At 36.7% G+C, this 23,654-nt stretch carries 22 protein-coding genes and 2 tRNA genes; 9 read left to right on the top strand and 15 right to left on the bottom strand.

What is annotated here, in order from left to right:
* Window positions 1-52 precede the first annotated feature (52 nt).
* On the bottom strand, window positions 53-994 hold the full coding sequence (locus tag J7604_RS15185) for a hypothetical protein (protein WP_293897187.1): 942 nt from the start codon (window positions 992-994) through the stop codon (window positions 53-55).
* 228 nt (window positions 995-1,222) lie between these two features.
* On the opposite strand from J7604_RS15185, the gene J7604_RS15180 reads away from it, so the two are divergent.
* On the top strand, window positions 1,223-1,549 hold the full coding sequence (locus J7604_RS15180; protein ID WP_293897186.1) for a hypothetical protein: 327 nt from the start codon (window positions 1,223-1,225) through the stop codon (window positions 1,547-1,549).
* Here the strand turns inward: J7604_RS15180 and J7604_RS15175 are convergent.
* From J7604_RS15175 to J7604_RS15155, 5 genes are all read right to left on the bottom strand, one after another.
* Window positions 1,546-2,940, bottom strand: coding sequence for an NAD(P)/FAD-dependent oxidoreductase (locus J7604_RS15175; protein ID WP_293897185.1), 1,395 nt, complete (start codon window positions 2,938-2,940; stop codon window positions 1,546-1,548). The genes J7604_RS15180 and J7604_RS15175 overlap by 4 nt on opposite strands.
* A gap of 336 nt (window positions 2,941-3,276) precedes the next feature.
* Window positions 3,277-6,147 carry an excinuclease ABC subunit UvrA gene (gene uvrA, locus J7604_RS15170; RefSeq protein WP_293897184.1) on the bottom strand — a complete coding sequence of 957 codons (2,871 nt, stop codon included), beginning with the start codon at window positions 6,145-6,147 and terminating at the stop codon, window positions 3,277-3,279.
* 73 nt (window positions 6,148-6,220) lie between these two features.
* On the bottom strand, window positions 6,221-7,255 hold the full coding sequence (locus tag J7604_RS15165) for a lytic transglycosylase domain-containing protein (RefSeq protein WP_293897183.1): 1,035 nt from the start codon (window positions 7,253-7,255) through the stop codon (window positions 6,221-6,223).
* 3 nt (window positions 7,256-7,258) lie between these two features.
* On the bottom strand, window positions 7,259-8,089 hold the full coding sequence (locus tag J7604_RS15160; protein ID WP_293897182.1) for a TIGR00730 family Rossman fold protein: 831 nt from the start codon (window positions 8,087-8,089) through the stop codon (window positions 7,259-7,261).
* A 136-nt stretch (window positions 8,090-8,225) separates the two neighbouring features.
* Window positions 8,226-9,137 (bottom strand): TIGR01777 family oxidoreductase, encoded by a 912-nt coding sequence (locus tag J7604_RS15155; protein ID WP_293897181.1) that lies wholly within the window; start codon window positions 9,135-9,137, stop codon window positions 8,226-8,228.
* A 104-nt stretch (window positions 9,138-9,241) separates the two neighbouring features.
* On the opposite strand from J7604_RS15155, the gene J7604_RS15150 reads away from it, so the two are divergent.
* From J7604_RS15150 to J7604_RS15135, 4 genes are all read left to right on the top strand, one after another.
* Window positions 9,242-9,940, top strand: coding sequence for a chromosome segregation ATPase (locus J7604_RS15150; protein WP_293897180.1), 699 nt, complete (start codon window positions 9,242-9,244; stop codon window positions 9,938-9,940).
* A 100-nt stretch (window positions 9,941-10,040) separates the two neighbouring features.
* Window positions 10,041-11,264 (top strand): hypothetical protein, encoded by a 1,224-nt coding sequence (locus J7604_RS15145; protein ID WP_293897179.1) that lies wholly within the window; start codon window positions 10,041-10,043, stop codon window positions 11,262-11,264.
* Between the two features lie 449 nt (window positions 11,265-11,713).
* Window positions 11,714-12,130 carry a hypothetical protein gene (locus J7604_RS15140; RefSeq protein WP_293897178.1) on the top strand — a complete coding sequence of 139 codons (417 nt, stop codon included), beginning with the start codon at window positions 11,714-11,716 and terminating at the stop codon, window positions 12,128-12,130.
* A gap of 104 nt (window positions 12,131-12,234) precedes the next feature.
* On the top strand, window positions 12,235-12,714 hold the full coding sequence (locus J7604_RS15135) for a hypothetical protein (RefSeq protein WP_293897177.1): 480 nt from the start codon (window positions 12,235-12,237) through the stop codon (window positions 12,712-12,714).
* 315 nt (window positions 12,715-13,029) lie between these two features.
* Here the strand turns inward: J7604_RS15135 and J7604_RS15130 are convergent, their stop codons facing one another.
* Both J7604_RS15130 and J7604_RS15125 read right to left on the bottom strand, forming a co-directional pair.
* The gene (locus J7604_RS15130) at window positions 13,030-14,022 is read right to left on the bottom strand and encodes an AAA family ATPase (protein WP_293897176.1); all 993 of its coding nucleotides are present in this window, start codon (window positions 14,020-14,022) and stop codon (window positions 13,030-13,032) included.
* A gap of 52 nt (window positions 14,023-14,074) precedes the next feature.
* Window positions 14,075-14,446, bottom strand: a complete 372-nt coding sequence (locus J7604_RS15125) for a DMT family protein (RefSeq protein WP_293897175.1) — start codon at window positions 14,444-14,446, stop codon at window positions 14,075-14,077.
* Between the two features lie 253 nt (window positions 14,447-14,699).
* Between J7604_RS15125 and J7604_RS15120 the strand changes: the two genes are divergently transcribed.
* Entirely contained in the window at window positions 14,700-15,536 is an 837-nt protein-coding gene (locus tag J7604_RS15120) for a DUF3108 domain-containing protein (RefSeq protein ID WP_293897174.1), read from the top strand.
* A gap of 1 nt (window position 15,537) precedes the next feature.
* Here J7604_RS15120 and J7604_RS15115 read toward each other — a convergent pair whose 3' ends face one another.
* Together J7604_RS15115 and J7604_RS15110 are read right to left on the bottom strand one after the other, a co-directional pair.
* Complete coding sequence (locus tag J7604_RS15115) at window positions 15,538-16,014, bottom strand: RDD family protein (protein ID WP_293897173.1); 477 nt, start codon at window positions 16,012-16,014, stop codon at window positions 15,538-15,540.
* Window positions 16,014-17,168 carry a formimidoylglutamase gene (locus tag J7604_RS15110; protein WP_293897172.1) on the bottom strand — a complete coding sequence of 385 codons (1,155 nt, stop codon included), beginning with the start codon at window positions 17,166-17,168 and terminating at the stop codon, window positions 16,014-16,016. Before J7604_RS15110 ends, J7604_RS15115 begins: the two co-directional genes overlap by 1 nt.
* Window positions 17,169-17,314: 146 nt before the next feature.
* Here J7604_RS15110 and J7604_RS15105 point away from each other — a divergent pair.
* A tRNA-Gly gene (locus J7604_RS15105) sits at window positions 17,315-17,387 on the top strand.
* A gap of 83 nt (window positions 17,388-17,470) precedes the next feature.
* Window positions 17,471-17,554 (top strand) — tRNA-Leu (locus J7604_RS15100).
* A gap of 261 nt (window positions 17,555-17,815) precedes the next feature.
* Here the strand turns inward: J7604_RS15100 and J7604_RS15095 are convergent.
* From J7604_RS15095 to J7604_RS15085, 3 genes are all read right to left on the bottom strand, one after another.
* Entirely contained in the window at window positions 17,816-18,268 is a 453-nt protein-coding gene (locus J7604_RS15095) for a VOC family protein (protein ID WP_293897171.1), read from the bottom strand.
* A 320-nt stretch (window positions 18,269-18,588) separates the two neighbouring features.
* A complete protein-coding gene (locus J7604_RS15090; RefSeq protein WP_293897170.1) occupies window positions 18,589-19,461 on the bottom strand; it encodes a pirin family protein in 873 nt (290 codons plus the stop codon).
* 11 nt (window positions 19,462-19,472) lie between these two features.
* Entirely contained in the window at window positions 19,473-20,345 is an 873-nt protein-coding gene (locus J7604_RS15085) for a pirin family protein (RefSeq protein ID WP_293897169.1), read from the bottom strand.
* Window positions 20,346-20,579: 234 nt separating this feature from the next.
* Here J7604_RS15085 and J7604_RS15080 point away from each other — a divergent pair, with 234 nt between their 5' ends.
* Window positions 20,580-21,266: a DsbA family oxidoreductase gene (locus tag J7604_RS15080; protein WP_293897168.1), complete on the top strand. Its 687-nt coding sequence runs from the start codon at window positions 20,580-20,582 to the stop codon at window positions 21,264-21,266.
* Between the two features lie 74 nt (window positions 21,267-21,340).
* Here the strand turns inward: J7604_RS15080 and J7604_RS15075 are convergent, their stop codons facing one another.
* On the bottom strand, window positions 21,341-22,675 hold the full coding sequence (locus J7604_RS15075) for a DUF58 domain-containing protein (RefSeq protein ID WP_293897167.1): 1,335 nt from the start codon (window positions 22,673-22,675) through the stop codon (window positions 21,341-21,343).
* Complete coding sequence (locus J7604_RS15070) at window positions 22,676-23,653, bottom strand: MoxR family ATPase (RefSeq protein ID WP_293897166.1); 978 nt, start codon at window positions 23,651-23,653, stop codon at window positions 22,676-22,678.
* Window position 23,654: the final 1 nt, after the last annotated feature.

Below are 23,654 nucleotides of genomic sequence, written 5' to 3'. Positions count from 1 at the left end.
AGTATCCTTAAAGCTGCAAATTACTCTAAGCTTTAAACTTTCTGCTTTAAGCTTATTTAAGTCTTATCTGAGAAGATCCGCAATAGAATCCATCGCAGTAAAACTCTACTTTATATAAACCTTTTGCATTCTTATCTTCTGCAAAATCATAGGACATCTCTACTTTCAGATTCTCATTGTTATAGTTTACCTCTTTTGAAACACTGTAAGGCAAACTTATATTGTTATCTGAATTATTGAAAGTACCGGACTCTGATGCAGGAGCAGGAAGTGTTTCTCCCTTTGGATTTATTACTCTTGCATAAATTGTTTTTGTTCCTTTCTCTGCTACTTTGTTTTCAACCAGGTCAAAAGAAAATGTAAGTCTGTCTACTTTACCAGCATTACTATTTTTAACAAGCTTACCTGATTTAATTTTTTTGAATCCTAAAGTAGTCGCTTTTTCAACTCTTAACACAGAAGCAATTTCAACCTTTCTTTCCATTTCGGAATATCTTGCAGAAAGGTCATCCAATTTATCCTGAAGGCTTTCGTTATCTCTTCTTAATTCATCATTCTGACTGGTAAGAAGGCCTAAGCGCTCTTCCAGTTCCTTGATCTTGTTAAAGTAACCTGATTTAACCTTTTTGAGTTCAGCAACTTGCTTTTGCACCTTCTTAAGAGATGCATTATCTTTTATAAGTAAGGTAATCTTCTTTGACTTTCCATTAATATCATCCTTTGCAGAAGCCAGCAAACGATCCAATTCTTTATTTCTTCCCTGCATTGAAGAGAGCTCTTCATTAATTTGCTGGAGGTCACTTTTCAGTTTTTTACCTATTGTTTCAAGGCTTTCAATCTGTTGAACCTTTTCAGCATTCTCTGCTTTCAGCTGACCATTATCTACATAAAGAACTGTACTTCCGGCAAACAATCCGGTCATGATGGCTCCGGTTGCAGCAAATGCAATTACCTGATTTTTTTTGTTTTTGTTTTCGTTTTGTGACGATGTCATAATACCCTGTATTTAATGTGTTTTAAGATTGGAGATGATAATTGTGCAGGAGAACTGTAACACATTTAAAATCAGTAGAGGTATATTCAAATAATCAGTTGTTTTTTTATAATTCAAAGAAAATTTATGTGGTTTAAAATAGCGTTAAAAAAACCTTAAAATGAGATTAAAAGAGCACAATTAACAGTTTAAGATTTTTAACAGTTGTTTTAATAAATGAATAATCCTATGAAAAGATTATTAACACTAATTCCAATGTTTGCAATAATGCATCTGTCATTTGCGCAAACCATTGAAAGAAAACAGAAAACGAATCTGGAATTTTATTATTGCGACCCGAATCATGTAAGTTATGATGCGTGTACATCCAAAACAGAAGAGCTTTTCTTTTTCAAAACGAGGGACTTAGGCTGCGTTGTAAATAAAAAAGTGGAAAAGGCTTTAGCCAGAAATAATAAGAAGACAGATAAGAAATTAAAAAGAATGTATGGGGATAATTGGAGACAGCGCTTCAACGAAAGAGTAGACGAATGTAGAAGAGGCAAAAGTTCTTAACTTTTGCCTCTCTGTTTTTCAACATATGCTTTTTCTTCCTTAAACTCCCGTACACAGGCCGATCGGGACCATGGCCTTATGATCAACCTTGTGGCCCTGTCAAAGGTAAAATAGTTCCAGATCCAGTTTACAAATGTTGTCACTTTATTTCTGAAACCAATCAGAAAAAGCAAGTGCACAAACATCCAGACAAACCAGGCAAATATTCCTGAGAATTTAAAATTCTGAAGATCAACTACCGCTTTATTTCTTCCTACTGTAGCCATGCTTCCTTTGTCGTTATATTCGAATGGTTTTAAAACACCACCTTTTAGTATTGTCTGCAAGTTTTTCGCTGCAAGTTTACCTTGTTGAATAGCTACCTGGGCCAGCATAGGATACCCTTTAGGATTTTTTTCCTTGATCATCAAAGCCACATCACCGATAGCCATTATGTTCTCATATCCTAAAATTCTGTTATATGTATCCACAGAATAACGCCCAGCCTTTACAACTTCAGGATTTAAACCATCAAGGCCATTACCTGTCACTCCTGCAGCCCATATAACTGTCTCGGAGAGAATTTCAGAACCATTCTGCAGCTTTACATTAAAACCATCAAAAGATTTAACTGCTGAGTTTAGATGAACTATAATTCCCAAATCTCTCAAGTATTTCAATGACTTTTCTCCTGCATTATCTGACATACCAAACAATAGTCTTGGGCCAGCTTCAACGAGGTGAATATTCATTTTTGAAAAATCTAGTTCCGGAATGTCCTTTGGTAAGACATACTTTCTTAATTCTGAAAGAGCACCGGCTAACTCAACACCTGTAGGACCGCCGCCAACAATTACAATATCAACCAAACTGCTAAATTCTTTTGGATCATCTATTAGCAAAGCCTTTTCATAGTTCTGCAGGATCTTGCTTCTCAAATCAAGAGCTTCGGAAACTTTTTTCATAGGCATAGACAATGCCTTAAAATCCTCCATTCCATAGTAATTGGTCTTTGATCCAGTCGCAATAACCAAATAATCATATTTGAGATGACCAATGGATGTTTCTATGCAATTCTTTTCAGGATTAATTCTTTCTACTTCAGTTAGTCTGAAATAGAAATCGTCATATCCCTTAAATACTTTCCTCAATGGCGAAGCGATAGAATCCGGTTCAAGGCCGGCTGTAGCCACCTGGTATAATAAAGGTTGAAAGGTGTGATAATTATGTCTGTCCAGAAGTACGATCTGGAACTTTCCTGAATACTTTAGTTCCTTAATAAGCTCAATTCCCCCAAATCCACCTCCTATCACTACAAGTCTGGGCTTAGTAGTGTTAGGAATGTTCATAAATTGAATCCTTTTTTCAGAAGGATCACCCTTACCTCTCTCCGGCTGTTGAATAAAGTCCATATCTTAGTGCCATTATCTTTAAGAAGAACCGTATGGAAATGGCTAATGTTCCCCCAGGGACAGCAAGAGTTGGGAGCAACAGCAACTAATTGCACAAATCATTGCAATAGGAACCTTTAAGCAAAGGGCAATAACATATAATCCAATAAGAAAAAGGAGAATTTCCTAAGAGAAATGGAAAGAACTATTTCTTCCTTTAAAAATTTCGCTGTATAGCTTCTTTTAACAGCAACAGCTTGGAGCAACAGCAACTAAATGCACAAATAATTGCAATGGGAACCTTTAAGCAAAGGTCAACAAGGGAATAAGAGAATTTCATAAAAAGAAAAGGAAGAACTATTTAAGTTCTTCCTTTAAAAATTTCGCTGTATAGCTTCTTTTATCCTTGGCAACTAATTCTGGAGTTCCCTGTACTAATATTTCACCTCCTCCGGCTCCACCTTCAGGACCAAGATCAATAATATGGTCCGCAACCTTTATAACATCAAGGTTATGTTCAATGATTAAGACAGTATTCCCTTTATCTGCAAGTTTATTAAGTACATCCAGCAAGTGCCTTATATCTTCGAAATGAAGACCTGTAGTAGGCTCATCAAGAATATATAAGGTTTTACCTGTATCCTTTTTTGAAAGCTCTGTTGCCAGTTTTACTCTTTGTGCTTCTCCACCTGATAAGGTGGTCGCATGCTGGCCAAGGGTAATATATCCCAAACCAACTTCAAACAGTGTTTGAACTTTCCTATGAATCTTTGGAATGCTTTCGAAAAATTCTGTTGCCTGTTCAACAGTCATTTCAAGTACATCGGCAATGGATTTCCCTTTGTATCTGACTTCGAGAGTTTCTCTATTATATCTTTTTCCTTTGCATGTTTCACAGAAAACATGAACATCCGGAAGGAAGTCCATCTCAATCACCTTTAATCCTGCGCCTTCACATGTTTCACAACGACCTCCCTTTACATTGAAAGAAAAACGGCCAGGCTTATATCCTCTGATTTTAGCCTCTGGAAGCTGAGAGAAAAGATTTCTTATTTCAGTGAATACTTCTGTATATGTTGCAGGGTTTGACCTTGGAGTTCTTCCTATCGGAGACTGATCTACTTCAATTACCTTATCAAGATGTTCAAGTCCTTCTACCTTTTTAAAGGTCAGTGGTTCTCTTCTTGAATTGTAAAAATGTTTGTTTAGTATAGGAAACAATGTATCGTGAATCAATGAAGATTTACCACTTCCTGATACTCCGGTAATACAAATCATTTTACCGAGCGGAAGTTCTAGATTTACATTCTTCAGGTTATTCCCTTTTGCTCCAAGTAATTTTAAGTACTCACCAGAGCCATCCCTTCTTTTCGCCGGAACTTCAATATTCAGTTTGCCTTTCAGATATTTAGCTGTTAAGCTATCTTTTTTAAGGAATTCATCAGGAGTTCCGGAAGCTACAACATTTCCTCCATGACGGCCAGCTCCCGGACCTATATCAAGTATGTAATCGCACTCCAGCATCATATCTTTATCGTGCTCTACTACAAGAACAGAGTTTCCGATATCTCTCAGATTTTTCAAAGCACTTATCAACTTCACGTTATCGCGCTGATGCAGACCGATACTAGGCTCATCAAGAATATAGAGTACGCCTACAAGTTGAGTTCCAATCTGTGTTGCAAGTCTGATCCTCTGCGATTCCCCGCCGGAAAGAGTTCTCATAGGCCTGTCCAACATCAGATAATCCAATCCTACATCTACAAGAAAACCTATTCTCTTTTTAATTTCTTTTACAACCTCTGCGGCGATTTGCTTTTGTCTTGAGGTAAGTTTTTTATCAAGATTGGTAAACCAAGTATCCAGAGTAGAAATGTCCATTCTGGCAAGTTCAGAAATATTTTTACCGTTGATCTTAAAATGAAGAGACTCCTTTTTAAGCCTTGCCCCATGGCATTCAGGGCAAACATTAACTGTTGTGTAATCACTCAGCCAGTCCTGTGTCTTTTCAGAACCATACTCTTGCTGCTGCTTCATAAAGTTGATGATACCATCAAATTTAAAGTTATATACATTTCCCGATGAAGCTTTCATCCTCACTGCTTCTTCCGTTCCATATAAAATAACGTCCAGTATATCTCTTGGAATTTTTGAAACAGGAGTACTTACATTTAGCTGATATTTTTTAAGGATAGCTTCGATCTGTTTGAAGATCCATATATCACGGTATTCTCCCAGTGGTTCAATTGCACCTCTGCTTATGCTAAGGGAGGTATCAGGAATCACCGCATCTTCCGTTATTTCTTCTACCTGACCTAATCCATTGCAGACAGGACAAGCACCATAGGGACTATTGAAGGAAAACATGTTCGGAGCAGGTTCATCATAAGAAATGCCTGATTCCGGATCCATCAGGTACTTGGAATAAAATTTTGCTTGGGCATTTTTAGTTTCCTGCAAAAGCATGATAATACCTTTTCCATGCGTCATTGCCGTTTTAACAGACTGAGAAATTCTGAATCTGTCTTCTTCCCTTACAAGCACCCTATCTATTACAATTTCGATATCGTGAATCTTATAACGGTCTACCTGCATTTTAGGAACAAGCTCCATAAGTTCACCATCGACCCTGACTTTGGTAAAGCCCATTTTTCTGATTTCCTGAAAAAGTTCCCGATAGTGACCTTTTCTACCTTTTACCACAGGGGCAAGGATATTCAGTTTCTGACCATTGAAATTGTCTATGATATGTTGCAGGATCTGATCTTCTGACTGGCGCACCATTTTATTTCCTGTGACATATGAAAACGCGTCAGAAGCTCTTGCATAGAGAAGACGCATAAAGTCATATATTTCAGTAACGGTACCGACAGTTGATCTAGGATTTTTGGAAGTTGTCTTTTGCTCGATAGAAATAACCGGGCTTAGACCATTAATTTTATCTACTTCCGGTCTTTCCATATCACCGATAAAAGACCTGGCATATGTAGAGAAGCTCTCCATATATCGTCTTTGACCTTCGGCATATATGGTATCAAATGCAAGACTTGACTTACCACTTCCGCTTATTCCGGTAATGACTACCAGTTTATTTCTCGGAATGGTAAGGTCTATATTTTTGAGATTATGTTCTCTTGCACCAAAAACTTCGATGTATTCAAATCCCGTAGAATCTGTAAAAGTTGTTTCTTTAGTTTTTTTCACTTCGTTGACTCGCTCCACTGGCATAACAATTTCTATAAGGGAAGGTTCGCTTACCCGAAATGCAAGTTAAAAGGAAAAAGCAATAACAGGAATTCTGTCAGTAGGAATTTTTAAAAGCGTCAGGTTCAAACTCCCCAATTGAAGTTCCATTCATAATATTGCTAAGCTTATCAACGTCTTTTTCGGGAATAAGCATCTTATTGGTGTCAATTTGTGGTTTCAGAGCTATACGGGTAGCTTCCAATGGAATGATTACCTCGTAACTCATCTTTTTATTACTGACAGTCAATTTATTACCAAGAATCCAGGGGTTGAATTCTTTTAATGTCACCAAATCGGTTTTATGTAATCTTGCAAATTTATCAAGATTCGTAATGCTAGTATCCACTCTTACTAGCTTCATCTTTGGCCGCTGCTTACGTAAAACTGTGATTCCGTACTTCGCAGGATGATTGAGCAGATCTTTGATGGCTAAAATGCGATAGAGATATCGGGATGTTTCATCATTTAAAGCCAGATCATAGTATGAATTCACACTCTGGTTATTGAATGCTCTTTGCAAACCGCCAACACCTCTGTTATAGGAAGCGGCTACTGAAGTCCAGTTTCCAAATATTTTATAAGATTTTTTAAAAAATCTGCAAGCTGCTTTAGTTGCTCTGAAAGGATGATAACGCTCATCGACTTCCTCATTTACGATGAGGCCCAGTTCAATAGCAGTAGGTGCAGTGAGTTGCCAGAAACCGGCAGCCCCTTTAGGAGAAACAGAATTACTCAGATTGCTTTCTGCAACGGCAAGGTATTTGAAATCATCATGAAGATTGTAAGCTTGTACAATCCTTGTAATTTCAGGAAGCCATATTCTTACATTTCTAAAAAGAAGCCTTGTGCTGGAATTACTTTGAGTATTGACCTTAAGCTCCCTGTAATATCTTAAATAAGCATCTGGAGATTTAAAATGCACTTTCTCCCCAGCAAAGGTCATATCTTCTGGTATTCTCTTGATTTTGCGCTGATGACGAAGTTGGTCTTCCGGTATGTATTCCAGTTTATGAGCAAGACTGCCATAAAAACCTAATCCTGAAATACATACCAGTATACCTGTTAGTCCTATTGTTAAGCTTTTATTCAATGATTAGAAGTTTGGTTGAAGCAGATATTTAGAATAGAAATCATCTATAGCCTTCACAGCTTCTGAAGGAGTATCCACAATCGTAACAAGGCTCATATCTTTAATATCGATACAAGTTTCTTTTGTGTACATGATTTGTTCAATCCAATCCATCAAACCTTTCCAGAAAGACTTACCAACAAGAACTATCGGGAATCTTCCGATCTTTTTAGTTTGAATTAATGTAAGCGCTTCAAACAATTCGTCTAGTGTACCGAAGCCACCAGGCATTACAATAAAGCCTTGGGAATATTTCACAAACATTACTTTTCTCACAAAGAAGTGCTCAAAGTTAAGAATCTTATCGCGATCTATATACACATTGTGAAATTGTTCGTGAGGAAGCTGAATATTAAGCCCTACGGATTTTCCACCTTCCATGTGCGCACCTTTGTTTGCCGCCTCCATAATACCAGGGCCCCCACCTGTAATTACACCATATCCATGACGGACCAATTTGGCTGCAATCTCCACAGACATTTGATAGTAAGGGTTATCCTGCTTGGTACGCGCTGATCCGAATATTGACACACAAGGTCCGATTTTAGCTAGTTTTTCAAAGCCTTCGACGAACTCTGCCATGACTTTAAACACAGCCCAGGAATCCGCACTCTTGATTTCATTCCAGTCACGCTCTTTGAATGCTTTTCTGATTTTGTTTTCTTCATCGACCCTCTGTTGTTCTTCTGTAACAATTTTTAGATTTTTTGAAGGATTAATTGGATTAATATTTCGATTTGGTTCTCCAGAAAAATCGTCTGATTTTAAGGGATTAGGTGATCTGTAGTCGTCCATAATTTTAAAAAATTTTGTTCCTACCTCGATTATTTTTCTACCTATGTTAAACGGATTTAAGGATAAGGTTGTTTTTAAAACCTTGGTCATATTTAGCCTAACTCTCTAAACCCCCAGATAAATAAGAATTTAAATATTAGTTTTGTAATAAAAGCTCTTGCAAGGTTGGTTTTAGTTCTTTGTATTTAAACTGAAAACCAGTGTTTAAAATTTTTTCTTCGGAAATATTATTTCCTCCTAGCACCATTTCCGCTCTTTCGCCGCCTAACATCATCTTTAATATAAATGAAGGCACATTTGGAAGAAGATTCTTCCCAAGCAATTCAGCAACTTCTTTCATTACTTCCTGATTTGTATCCGGATGAATACCTGCAGCATTGTAAACTCCGCTCATTGATTCATCTTCAATAGCCTTTACATACATATTGCAAAGATCATCTATATGTATCCATGATATAAGTTGTTTCCCGCTCCCCACAGAGGCACCCATACTTTTATTTACAGTTTTTGCAAGCTGCTCCAAAGCCCCTCCGTCTTTGCTGAAAACAATGCCTGTTCTGAGCTTCACAGTTCTGATCCCCAAAGCGACAGCTTTGTCCACAGCAGCTTCCCACTCTTCAGTCACCTTCGAGATGAAGTCCTTACCTTTCGGAGAAGTTTCCACTATTCTCTTATCACCTGTATCTGCTCCATAGTAGCCAATAGCTGAAGCAGATATAAATGCCTTCAAAGGGAGCTTGAGTTTTTTCAAAGTATCGATAAGCAGGTCTGCTGACTTTACCCGACTATCTATTATTTCTTGTTTTACCTCACTCGTCCACTTTTTTTCAAAAACATTGGCCCCTGCCAGGTGTACAATATAATCTGCAAATTTTATAGCATTATCATCTATGGCTCCTGTTTTAATATCCCACACAAATGTCTTAATATCACCCTTTCCGGTTGATCTGCTCAAATGAGCAACTTCATAACCTTTTTCTTTGAGAATTTGAGTTAACCTTGATCCTATAATTCCCGTACCACCTGTAATTAATACTTTTCCATTCATCCTGTTTAGGTTTTAAAATATTCAGGAAATAAAACAAAACCCTTTGATTAAATAATTTAAAGAAATTAATATTGTTTAGCAATTAATATTTAAACAAAAATCTTATGCAGAAAATAGTATTTACATTACTCTTATTTATTGCTTCCCAATTTGTTGTAGCTCAAAAAGTAAAAGTAAGCGAATCAACAGAAACAATTGATAAGCTGGAAAGGTCAGGTCTGTTTGTGGTAATTGACCTTGATCAGAAAATGGTGGAGAAAATGTGGGAAAAACAATTAAAGAGTTATGGAAAAACAGAAAGTTCTAAAGGTACCTATACTGTACCAGTTGCGAATGTTTCTGAGATCTCTTCAAGCCCTGTTAAAATTGTATCTAAGGTAGAAGGCTCTGGAAAAGGAACTAAGGTATGGTGGGCAATAGACATGGGAACCACTCACGTAACCAAAGAATCAAATTCAAGTGCATATAAAGCTGCTGAAAAAATATTATATGAATTTGCTTTGGAATGCTATAGAGTAGATGTTAATAATCAAATTAAAGATGCAGAGAAAGCGTTAAATACTTCTGTTAAAAATCAGGAAAGAAAAGTTAAAGATGGAGAAAATCTTGTTCGCGATATTGATAAAAACAAACAGGAGAAAATAAATCTTGAACAAAAAATAAAAGACAATGCCGCTGAACTTGAACAATTGAAAAAAGATGTTGAGCAAAACAAGCTTGATCAAGCAGCCGCCGCAAGCGATGTCGAGAAGATGAAAAAAGCGGTAGATGTAGTGAAGGCAAAACTTGATGAGCTGAAGTAAAAATAGCTTACTATATTTATAAAACATTCCCGGTTACTTTTGAAGGAAGGTAGCCGGGATTTTTTTTAATTGACAATATTGTTCATTCAAATCTATAGAAATGCATAATACTTATTCTCAAACTCTTGATAATACCAGCATTAATAAGGAATATAAAATAGCAAAGGGTTGGGCAATATTCATTTACGTCTTTGCTCCCTTATTGATAGCTCTATTTGGATCGATTTTAATCATGCCATTCATTCCAAGTGCAGCTGAAAATGAAGTACCAGTAGAAGTCTATTGGATTATTATCCCAATTTCTGTTACAATGATTGTTCTATTTATAATTGGTATAATTGATACAATCAAAGGTAAGTTTGTTATAGGGCATGATAGAATTTATCTTAATACAACATTAACCAAACGAACACTCCTCTTAGATGAGATCAAAGGTTATAGAGTTACCAGCAAGTTTATTTTTATCGAATCCAGCACCAAAGGAAAAAAGCAAATAAAACTCAGTACTTATGTTGGAAGTAAAGGAGAAATCATTGCATGGCTTGCATCGCACTATCCGGATCTTGATAAATTAACAGCTGAAATGGAAGAGCATGAAATTTTAGAAAACAAAGACTTTGGAGCTACAGTAGTTGAAAGAGAACAAAGATTAAAAAAAGCAAGAACAACAACAAAGATTATAAATTGGACCGCTGGATTAATTTCGGCCTGGACATTCTTTGCACCTGATCCTTATGAATATTTAATAGTAGCATTAATGATAATTCCGATTCCTGCTATTTTAATATTAAAATTTTCAAAGGGAATCATTCGATTAGAGGATAAAAACGATACTGCTTATCCAACAATTTTCGCTGCTGTTTTTTTCCCTGCCATTGTACTTGCGATAAGAGCTTTATTAGACTATAATATTTTTAATTACGAAAATATATGGTTACCTGCATGCTCCATCACTGCATTCATCATGACCGTTGTTATACTTGGAAACAATGAATTCTCATTCAGGAAATTGAAGGGTTATCTCTTAGCACTTTTCTTTTCTGCATGTTTCTTCGCATATACCTATGGAACTATAATTGGTTTAAATAATATTCTTGATCAATCTATTCCTCAAGTATATCATGCAAAAATTCTAAGCAAACGCATAAGCTCAGGCAAAACGAAAAGTTACTATTTCAAACTCACTTCCTGGGGACCTGAAAAGTATTCAGAAGAAGTTTCAGTGTCAAAAGAACTCTATAATGAACTTGGAAATAATGATATTGTTACCATATACTTTAGTAAAGGAAGATTTGATATACCATGGTTCGTTGTTGGAGAGTAAATTCTAATAGATTTAAAGCGTAATAATAATGTAATGAAAGGATATAAATTATTTTTACTCGCTATTGTTCCGATTATATTCGCGATGATTTATCCTGGCCTGAATTATTCACTTGGCTTCGGATGGCACACAACCATTGAAAATGAATCATCTCCAACAACCTTTTTATTATTGGAACTTCTTTTATTCATTTCTTTTTTATACTGGCTTGTTGACAGAAAAATAAATCATACAAACAAGTACCTTACTCTATCTCACTTTATAATGACAATATTACCTCTATATTATATCCTATGGGGGCCAGAATTCCTTTTCTATATCTTTGAAAATGATTTGGACAAATTACTATTTACATTAGGAGATAACTTTTTCATCAATGCGTTTTTAATTACACATTCAATTCCTTTATTAGGTCAAATTGTATTCCTCATTAATCTCTACATTGGTATATGGAAAACAACCAACAAGCGACAGATAAAACAGCAAAAGTCCATAGCTTTTTCAACATAGCCAATAAAGGATTTATCGTAGAACTGCAACATAATCTGAGCGGCCTTACTCGAGGCACCATATTGGTTTCTCAAATGGTCAATAGCAAATGGGAAATTAAGGCCAGAATTCTGTTTGATCATGCTTTAAATGTTCATAAGAAATTCACCAATGAGAATTATGAATTTGTTCGTTTAAGGTTTAAAGATCCCCAAAGTGAGGGGGCTTCGATCACTAAGATTATACAAAAAGAATCTCTGGGCATTTATGAATACCTTATAATTCCTCTGGGGCTTAATAATGTTCTGGATGCTTTGGAAATATTAAACATTGTAGGTTCTTCTAATCAATTTCATTCGGAAGAAAACCCAAAGTAAACATTTTAATTGTCAGATCGAGACTTTATTACTCTTCATCCAGATCTATTGAAAATTCATAAAACAATCTGCTAGTCTAAGCGACATTTACATTTAAGATATCCATGAAAGGAAAATTTACTGCAACATTAATTGGTCTTGCATATTCATTATTTAGTATCCTCACAGCACCTACATACCTTGTACCGATTCTAATTTCATTGCCTACGATTCTTCTTGAAGCTATTATTAAAGTGGCACTTCCCAATGAACCTGCTGAAACCAGTGGAGTAGGTATAATTCTTATACTCTCTTTTTTATCTGCGCTATCTTGTCTTTATCTTCATTACAGTATCACTGAACAACTTAAGGAGAAAAAAAATATCAGCACAAAATCATACACCAATATTTTTACATTATTGCTCTTTATAGTTCATCCCCTTGGATTTTATATTTACCTATCACAAAATTGGAGCATGGCAAAAGATGGCCAAATCATTATGAGCACTGCAGTCAATTTTTTCTATAGCAGCTTTGTATTTCTTGCATTAGGTATTTCTGCAGATGTGTACAAATATCTTTATCTAAAGTTCCACAAAGAATAAGCAGCAGAACAATATACCATCAAGTTGGAAAGGAGTTCTCGTTGAATTATTAAAAAAATTTCCTATTTGCTTTTTGCAAAACAGTCGAAGTGTCTTAAAAAATCTAAAGGGTAAACTCTTTCGGATTTAAAATAAAAAAAGCCGAAGCGTCTCTTCGGCTTTTTTTGATTTAAAAGTCAATTACTAACGCAGGAGAGCCATTAATAATCATTTCCGGATATGATTCAAAGTTCGCCAACTCTTATTAATTCCGAGTTATAGCGAGGTTATGAAAATGTTAAATTGGCCTCCTCTCCTATCAGATTCGCCCTAGTGTTATACTTTTCCGATTGTGACTTTTCTTAAGATAGATTCGATGATCTGTCTTGTCGTCACTCCATCAGCCTCGGCTTCATAGTTAAGAATGATACGGTGATTCAAAACATCATAAGCAACAGACTTCACATCTTCAGGGAGTACATAGTCTCTTTGATTGGAAAATGCTATGAACTTAGACGCCAGATTCAGATTGATACTTGCTCTTGTAGAAGCTCCATACTGGATGTATTCTGCTTCGTCATTCAGCCCATATTCCTTTGGCCTGCGGCTTGCAAATACAAGTTCTATAATATACTTCTCAAGACTTTCAGACATATTCACCTTATTGATTTCATTTCTGATCAAGGCAATATCACCTTTATCAAGAATCCTTTTCGGTTCATATCTGAAGTTCATGTTTGACATACGTCTCATCACTTCCAGTTCCGATTCCTTGTCGAGATAATCAACATGGACTTTCATCATGAAGCGGTCCATTTGGGCTTCGGGCAATGGATAGGTACCTTCCTGATCAACGGGGTTTTGAGTGGCCAATACCAGAAATGGACTATCCAGCTTAAACGTCGTTTCACCGATCGTCACCTGTCTTTCCTGCATTGATTCAAGTAAAGCCGCCTGAACTTTTGCAGGAGACCTGTTTACTTCATCTGCAAGAATGAGGTTGGCAAAGATGGGCCCCTTCTTAACTTCAAAATCACTTTTAGCCTGATTGTAAATCATGGTACCAATGAGATCCGCTGGAAGAAGATCGGGGGTAAACTGAATCCTGTTAAAATCAAGATGTAAAACTTTAGCCAAAGTATTTACCATTAATGTCTTGGCAAGACCAGGAACACCCTCCAGCAATATGTGGCCATTTGTAAATAACCCCAAAAGCAGACGGTTCAGCATATACTCCTGACCAATCACCACTTTTCCTACTTCCTCTCTGACCTGCTTTAATTTTGTATATAATAATTCCGTACGCTCTTTATCTGTAATTTCTGCCATCAGCTCAATAATATTAATTTCTGTCTAAGGTAAATCCGTTAGCAATTGCAACTTACCATTTTTTAAATATAAAGAAAACCGCCAGTATGATCAACGAAAAGCCCACCACATGATTCCAGGCCAGTTTGTCTGATCTGAATACATTAATAGCAATGGCAGTAAAGACAATCAAAGAAACAGCTTCCTGAATCACTTTTAGTTCAAATAGTGAAAAAGGACCACCATTTTCCTCAAAGCCTATACGATTTGCAGGTACCTGAAAACAGTATTCGAAAAACGCCATTCCCCAACTGATAATAATAACACCAAACAAACCTAGCTTGCTGAACCAGGGCACTTTCTTAAAAAACAAATGACCATACCATGCCAGAGTCATAAATGCATTGGAAAGTATCAAAAGACCTATTGCCAGAATTCCTTTCATATTTATCTCGATTTTATCTTGTACAAGTTTAAATATCTTTACTCTCAAAATGAAAAAGTTTTTTCGGTACCCATTAGCAAACATTGCAAATGATTGATTTTCATAAGCGCCTGGTAAGCGACAGTTACAAAAGTCTTAATTATTAGTAGGCTTTGACATAGCACATTATACTTACTTTTTTGTTTTTACCGTTGCAGAAATATTAAATTTGAAAAATATGGCACAATTTTTTGGAGCCATTCCCACTTAAAAAATGAGCATGAATAAATCTACTTATATCCATCAATATTTTCTTTTGTTAATTATACCTATCTGGTTTTTATGTAGCTGTGAAGGTGAAAAAGGTGGCAAGGAACTATTTATTCCAACACATAAACAAATCAAACATACACATAACTATTATAAGGAAGGTGAACGATTTAAATATAATGCCAGCTATGGCTTGCTTAATGCCGGCACACTGATCATTGAAAATGATAACAAACTTCACTGGGTAGACAAAACTCCCTGTTACAGTGTTCGAGCAAACTGCAAGCTGAAAGGCGCGGCTGGATGGATGTCCAATCTCGATGATACCTGGGAAACTTGTGTGGATACCTTCGACCTGCTTCCTTTAAAATTTTCAAGACACCTTCTGGAAAACAAGTACCGTAAAGATGAATTCTCCATTTTCAACAGACTGGAAAATAAAGTATTTGTAACTGATACCACAAGAAAAGAGAATATTAAACATAAAACATTTGATATAACAGTTGACATGGAAGATATGATCAGCTCATTATACTTATTGAGAAATGCTAATTTTAACTCAATGACAATTGGTGATACAATGGTAATCGATGTATTTATGGACGAAAGCGCTTACAACATCAAAGTAAAATATCTTGGAACAGAGAAAGTGAAAAGTATTTTCGGGAAAATAAATGCCTATAAAATTGCCCCTATACTTCCCCCAAATAATCTTCTCGTTGGTGAACTGCCGGTAAAAGCGTGGATCACGAATGACGACAGAAGAATACTTTTAAAAGTGGAAGCAAATGTTCTGGTAGGTTCTCTGGATCTTGATCTTCAGGAATATTCAAAGAGGTAGCTTATTCCTTTACAACTAAAGTATCTGCGAAATAATCTCCCAGTCTTTGGTTATCATCTGTGGTAAGCAGCAAATAACCTTCTATAGCAAAGAATAACAAAGTAACAGACCCGGCAATATAAAACCAGGAACCGGGATTAATATTCAGTAGCGCTGTAAAGAAAACAAAATTACGTTTAAGGGCTGTTTTAATACTGATCCTGCGAGAGTCATTTTTTAAAACCTCAATTTTAAAAACTTTTTTTCCCAAAGATTTATAGCCTAGAAAACCAAAATTATCCCTGAATATCAGATATACTGTACTAGCCAATGCAGCAATAAAACCCGGAAAGATGAAAAAGAATAGGGTATAAATTACTGCAGCAACTATATAATCGATAAACAAGGCCAGTATCCTTTCTACAGGAGAGGCTAGTGTAAAATTATCGACGACGGTAATGGGTTCTTTCTCCATACTGAAGAAATAACCTATTAGCATCAAATTAGTTTTGCGTGGGTAAGCAACCAGCGGTTAGGAATCTCACCATTATTGGCATCCTGGTAATCTGCATAGCTGCAAGGAACTATAGAATTTCTCGCAAATTTGCTTTTTCCTGAAGGATAAGGAACCTCAAGCCACCATTTTTCTGATTTCTCATTTTTATAGAAAACCAGTTTGTGCGGTTCTTCCTGAAGCGATACAATATATTTGGTAAAATTAGCGCTGCTCACATCTTTATCTTCCTGACGCAGATAAAACCCTTCTATGAAATACCAGATCATCGTTGCAATCACACCTGCCGTCTGCCCTCTGAAATCAAGCTCTGGATTATATTCATAAATCCCAAAAGAGCTGAGACGTGAGCTAAGTCCTGCATACCAACATATCTGGCAGGCTTCTTCCCCTGTCAGACCAAATGGCTGTGCATTGGCATTACCGGGAGCATCCGCTTGTTTTATAGAAGTGATATCAAAACTCAGCATATCTGCATTTCGCACCATGGGCTCTATATCTTCAAGGCTTTCACGAAGCTGTCCTAGTCTTCTCGTTTCAAAATAAAGCTTTTCAAGAACATTAATTGTTTCAGGATCTACCAGATAGGACTGGTGTGCAAGCTGGCTATAGTGAAAAATAATATTAGGATCGTTGACCAGAATTTTATGGATATGATGGCGACTCATGTCTTCTCTGTTTGCTGCCATATCAACAAAAGCATCGACATTAAGCATATTAATCACCTTTCCCGAAGATTCATATCCAAGAAACTGTCCATAATCAAGATCATGTGTACCCCCAAATAAAACAGGAATGGTATTATGCTGCATGAGCATTTCACAAACTTCCTTCACTCTCAGATAACTTTCTTCAAGGTTTACGCCGCAACGGAGATTTCCAAGATCAACAATCTTGTAAGCGCCACCACCTCTTTTTAGTTTATATAATTTCTTTCTAATCTCATCCGGACCGTTTTCCAGATTGTTATTTGTAGCGCTTCCCCTGTCCTCTGCTAAGCCAATCAATGCAATATCAGCCTCTTTCCAATCTGGAAAATCTTCATTGTGAGTTTTAATGTTGTTTACGAATAGTGTAGGGTCGACAGAAGGCTTTTCAAAAGGCTCCTTGATGTTATCAAAAAAGATTCTGAGATTCATGTAATAAGAAGATGATCAAAATTAGCAAAAACCACTTTAAAAGTGAAATCAATAATTTTTCGAAAAAAAATTAAAAAAAATCGGGCGTTGCTATTGACTTATTAAATTCATCTATTACCTTTGCAGTCCCATTAAGGAAATAATAAGCGGGAATAGCTCAGTTGGTAGAGCACGACCTTGCCAAGGTCGGGGTCGCGAGTTCGAGTCTCGTTTCCCGCTCAAATAAAACCCCGGTTGCCGGGGTTATTTGTTAAATAGGGGTTGACTATTAAAAATCAACAACTTCCACTTAAAAAATCTTTGCCGGGGTGGTGGAATTGGTAGACACGCAAGACTTAAAATCTTGTGTCCGCTTGGACGTGCGGGTTCAAGTCCCGCCCCTGGTACGAAAGCCTGAAGAGTTATCTTCGGGCTTTTTTTATGCCTCTGATCTAAAAAACAAATATAATACAAGAATTGGTAGACTCGTCCCGATTTATATCGGGATGTCCGCTTGGACGTGCGGGTTTGTTCAGCAAGAGTAATGAGCAACAGCAAGAGGAAAGACAGGATTATAAAAGGCTAAAATCTGTTGCTCTTGCTCCTACTGTTGCTTCTTTTCGGATAGATCGTCTTGATTTAATATCAGAATATGTGCTTCGCTTCATTCATTTTTTACCGAGTTCTTCTGCTAGCCCTATGAGAAGTCCTTCAATTCCTCGAATGTAGCATAACCGATAGGAGTTCTCATACTGAACAACTTCACCAACAAGCTGAGCTCCATGCTTGATAAGCCTGGCTACCATTTCATCAATGTCTTGAACAGCGAACATGACCCGCAGATAACCGAGAGAGTTAACAGGTGCATTGCGATGGTCCGAGATTGTAGCTGGGGCAAGAAACTGCGAAAGTTCAAGACGACTATGACCGTCCGGAGTAACCATCATAGCAATCTCTACGCTTTGATCGCCCAATCCGGTAACTCGACCAGCCCATTCCCCTTTTATCGCTGCTCTTCCCTCTAGCTTGAGGCCTAATTCAGTGAAAAAAGCGATGGCATTGTCGAGGGATTCTACAACAATGCCGACATTGTCCATTCTCTTTAATTTGTTATTTGTCATAGTTTTATATTCTTCTTATCAATAAAATAATCTCGATTCAAAGCTTTCTTCAATTAAGTTTACATCCCACTTCCTCTGTCATAAACCTCCTTGGGTCGTTTATCCTACTATATAAAGATATTATGCGACCTATCTTATCAAATTCAAGATTTATGAATCACAGACGGACAATTTATCTATAAGGGCTTTTTTATTCCCTAATACCTGAAGAATAACCTGCTGACTTTTTGTTCTAATCGGGATAATATCAAATGATGTCAACGATAAGAATGATCGCATCAATTGATATTATCAGGAATAAATTATTCTCATTATTAAACTTACCTTGATGGTAGGGGCACAAAATCTTTCTCTCCTTTGATCTTAGGAAATCTCTGCTCCTTCCAATCTTCTTTAGCTCTTTCGATAGTGTCTTTATCAGAAGCAACAAAATTCCAATAGATAAATCTTTCCTCATCAAAAGGCATTCCTCCAAAAATATATATGCTAGTATTTGGCCCCATTTCAAATTCACATAGTGTAGCATCTTTTGCAACAAGAATCTGTTTGGTGCCGAATGTATTGCCTTCGCTGCTTACACTTCCTTCAAGGATATACATTGCACTCTCACCAAAAAGCTCGTTACCTATGGATAATTTTGCCCCTGATATTGTCTTTAGTTCCAAAAGATAAAGAGGACTATAGACTGGAACCGGCGATTTCTTACCCATTACTTCCCCTGCTATTAGTTTAAAATTAACACCATCTTTTTTCCATTCAGGAATTTCAGATTCTTCTACATGAACAAATGAAGGCTCATCTTTTTCATATTCCTTGGGCAATGCAACCCATATCTGCAATCCGTGCAAAACTTTGTCAGAACCTCTGAGATATTCAGGAGTTCTCTCTGAATGTACAATGCCTTTGCCTGCCGTCATCCAGTTTACTGCACCAGGCTTAATTTCCATCTCCACACCAAGGCTATCTCGATGCATGATACTTCCTTCGAAAAGATAAGTAAGTGTTGAAAGCCCTATATGCGGATGAGGCGGCACATCAATATTCTCTGATTCATTCATCTTTGCAGGGCCCATATGATCGATGAATATAAACGGACCTACCATTCTCTTTTCTTTGAATGGAAGCAAACGCCCGACCATAAATTTTCCTATATGTGTCGGACGTTCTTCTATAATAAGTTTAATATTGGACATAGTCGGGAATCTTAGTCTTCCAAATATCCGAATTTTCCACTATTTACATCTTCAAAAGCCTGCATTATTTCTGCCTTTGTATTCATCACAAAAGGACCATGAGCGTAGATAGGCTCATTAATTGGCTTACCGCTTAAAACCAGAACAATTGAATCCTCTAAAGCCTCAATAGTGAAATCTTCAGCGTTATTTTCGAAAAGAACAAGATGATCTGTAGGAACATTTTCTTTGTCATTAACTTTTACACTTCCTTCAATAACCAGAATCACAGTATTATAATCAGAAGGAAATGAAAATGTAGCCTTTCCGCCTTTGTTCAATTTCGCATTCTGCATGTTCACTGGTGTAAAGGTAAATGCAGGGCCCTTAATTCCCTGATATTCTCCTGCAATCACTTCAATAACTCCTGCATTGTCCGGCAGGTTAACCTTACTGATTTCTTCATTTGTAATTGCCTGGTACTTTGGCCGAGACATCTTATCCTTTGCAGGGAGGTTGACCCAAAGCTGAACCATTTGAAAATCTCCACCTGTCTTGCTGAAATTTTCTTCATGATACTCTTTATGCAATACACCTGATGCTGCAGTCATCCATTGTACATCTCCCTCACCTATAATGCCTTTATTTCCGGTACTGTCATGATGAGCAACCTTACCTTTATAAGCAATCGTCACTGTTTCAAAACCTCTATGGGGATGAACACCAACCCCTTTTGGTTTTTGTGTAGGAGGAAAATAAAACTTAGAATTATAATCCATCATAATGAATGGATCCATTCTTTGCATATCCAGACGAAATCTGCTAGGAATGAAATTATGTACCCTGAAGCCATCTCCTACCATATGAGGTGCGTTGGGAGATGCTACGATTTCTATATTTCTCATTGCCATAACTTTAATTGTTATTTCTGATGTAAAACTAGCTTGTTTGATTTTATTAATCGTTGATCTAAGGCAAGAAATAGCCCATTACACCTCTTCAACAAAATTGAGTTCCCTTGTAATAAATCTTTATAAAATCTCTTTTAAAAGTCGTTAAACTATGGTTATTTGTTAAATAATTAATTGAAGGAACTATTCCGCTTCTTACTTATCTTAAAATAGAATAAACTGTTCTTTATGAAACCAAAAATAAAAATTGCCATTGCATCTGATGTAGTATGCCCATGGTGCTATATCGGTAAAAGAAGAATCGAGAAAGCGATGGATCAACTTAAAAATGATTACGATTTTGACATTAGCTATCTGCCTTTTGAATTAAACCCTGGTACTCCCAAAGAGGGTTATAACCAGAAAGAATATCTTTCTAACAAATTCGGTGGAGAAGAAAGATATGAGCAGATCACTGGCAACGTCACAGGTGTGGCTGCACAGGATGGGCTCAAGTTTGACTTTAGCAAACAATTAAAATCTCCTAATACACTGGACGCACACAGAATCATTTGGTTTTCTGAGAAAACAGGCAATCAAAGAGCAACTGTAGAAGCTTTTTTTAAAGCATATTTTGAAGATGGAGTAGATCTTACCCAAAAAGAAAATCTTATTTCTGTCGCAGCTTCAGCGGGTCTTGAAGCTCAAAAAGTAAAAGCCCTTTTAGAATCAGATGAAGGCTTGAATGAAGTAAAAGAGTCTGAACGTTTTATTCAAGGTGCCGGTGTTTCAGGGGTTCCTTTTTACATTATCAATGATAAGTATGGCATCTCCGGAGCACAACCTGCTGATGTTTTTGTAAAAGCACTTACAGATATTGCAGCAGAAACGCCTTTGCAAGGCGATTCGTGTGATGTGGATGGGACAAATTGCTAAAACCTATAACAATAAAATAAAAGCCGTCAGGAGAATTCTCTTGAGGGCTTTTATTTTACCTATTAATTAGTTCCCTATATAAGATTTCTAGATTTCAACTCCAAATATTTATTAATTGTATTTACAGTAAGTGCTTCAGGGGTGGTATAAATAGTATAGATACCATACTTCTGGAATTCAATACTGATCTGCCTTTTCTCATATAAGAACTTTTCAGCAATAGTCTTTGTATAGATCTCTTCAAGAGAAGTAGAATTTAATGAATTAGCAACTTTACTTAATTCAGTATTCTCAAAAAATATCACGACTACAAGATGCCTGGCAGAAAGCTTCTTCAAATATGAAAGTTGCCTCCTCGCCGAAGTAATGCCCTCAAAGTTTGTATAGATCATTAAAAGGCTTCTTCTTGATATCTTCCTGCTGAGATAGACATAAAGCGAAGCAAAGTCATGTTCAGGGTAGGCTGTTTTTTCATTATACAGCGTCTCTGATATTGTATTTAACTGAGTAGATATTCTGTCAGCTTTAACAAAAGATGTTACTTTATTGGAGAAGATTGCCAAACCCGCTTTGTCATCTTTCTTCAGTGCAATGTTAGACATTACAAGACTGCTGTTTATTGAATAGTCAAGCAGTGTCATGCCGTTGAAAGGCATCTTCATGGTTCTTCCTTTGTCAATGATGCTGTAAATATCCTGTGCCTTTTCGTCCTGATATTGATTGACCATCAGATGTCCTCTTCTCGCTGTAGCTCTCCAGTTGATACTTCTGATATCATCGCCAAGACTATAGTCTCTTATTTGCTCAAACTCAAGATTGTGTCCTAGCTTTCTAAGCTTCTTTATCCCCTGGTCTCTGAGTTTATCCGTAAAAGCAAGCAGCTCATATTTGCGCATCTGAAGAAAAGAAGGATAGACTTTTACATTAAATGCACCATCGAACATATACTTTCTTTTGATAAGTCTAAAGGGCGACTGAGCATAAATGTTTATAGTCCCGAAACTATACTCTCCTCTTTTCACCGGTCTTAAAGAATACCGTACTTCCTTATCAATCCCTGGCTTCAATGTTTCATGGATCTCAAAATCTCGTTTCTGAAACTGAAAAGGAATTTCATCAATGATAGTTGCTTTAACAGTAAAAGGATAGTTATTCTTTATTCTAATTAATATTTGATTTTCATCACCATTAGAAAATCTTTCTGAGCATATTCTGCCACCATTTATTCCTGCCTTAAGCCTGTATAAGATTGCTATATCAATACACAAAACTACCACCAAACATGCTAATATAATGGATGCCGGCAACAACAAAAATGGAAAAAAGAAGGCCATTATGTAGAATACCACATTGCCTCCAATCAGGAAAAAAAATAATAAGTTAAAATAAAGAGACTTCAATAATTTCATCTATCTCGGCACTTCTATCTTTTTAATAATTTGTTTCAGCACATCACTAACTGTAGTACCTTCCATCTCCTTTTCGGCAGTTACGACTACTCTGTGTTCAAGTACAGGAGAAGTTACTTCCTGAATATCCTCCGGAGTTACAAAGTCTCTACCTCTTATAGCCGCTATAGCTTTTGATGCTCTTAATATCGCTACGGAAGCTCTTGGGGAAGCTCCAAGATACAATGATGCATTGTTCCTTGTTTCCTGAATAATTGAAGTAATATAGCGGATAAGGTGATCTTCTACATGGACCTTCTGAACAGCTTCTCTTATTTCTTTTATTTCCTGCTTGGATAAAACAGCAGCAACTTTTGATAAATTAGCCCTGCTGCCATTCACATGGGCATCTTTCAAAATTAAAAATTCTTCCTCTGCCTGAGGATACCTTACAACGATTTTAAAAAGAAAACGATCCAGCTGAGCTTCAGGAAGCTTATATGTCCCTTCCTGATCAATGGGATTCTGTGTTGCAAGGATCATAAAAGGTGGGTCCATCAGATATGTATTTCCATCTATAGTAATCTGTCTTTCTTCCATCACCTCAAACAACGCTGCCTGAGTTTTTGCTGGAGCTCTGTTAATCTCATCAATCAATACTATATTGGAAAATATTGGCCCTTTCTTAAAATCAAACTCACTAGTTTTCTGATTAAAGACAGAAACTCCTGTCACATCCGAAGGCATTAAATCTGGAGTGAATTGGATTCTGCTGAATTCTGCCGATATTGTCCTTGCCAATACTTTTGATGTAAGCGTCTTTGCTACACCTGGAACTCCCTCAATCAAAACATGTCCATCAGCTAATATCGAAGCCAACAGTAGCTCTACCATTGTCTCCTGGCCAACTATAACTTTCCTTACTTCATCCTTTATCTTCGCAATTGAATTGGCAACTACGCTCAGATCTATTTTATTTTCAAACATTTCGTTTTGCATA

Source organism: Sporocytophaga sp. (assembly GCF_017745095.1).
Classification (GTDB): domain Bacteria; phylum Bacteroidota; class Bacteroidia; order Cytophagales; family Cytophagaceae; genus Sporocytophaga.
This window is presented reverse-complemented; position numbering and strand designations above follow the sequence as displayed.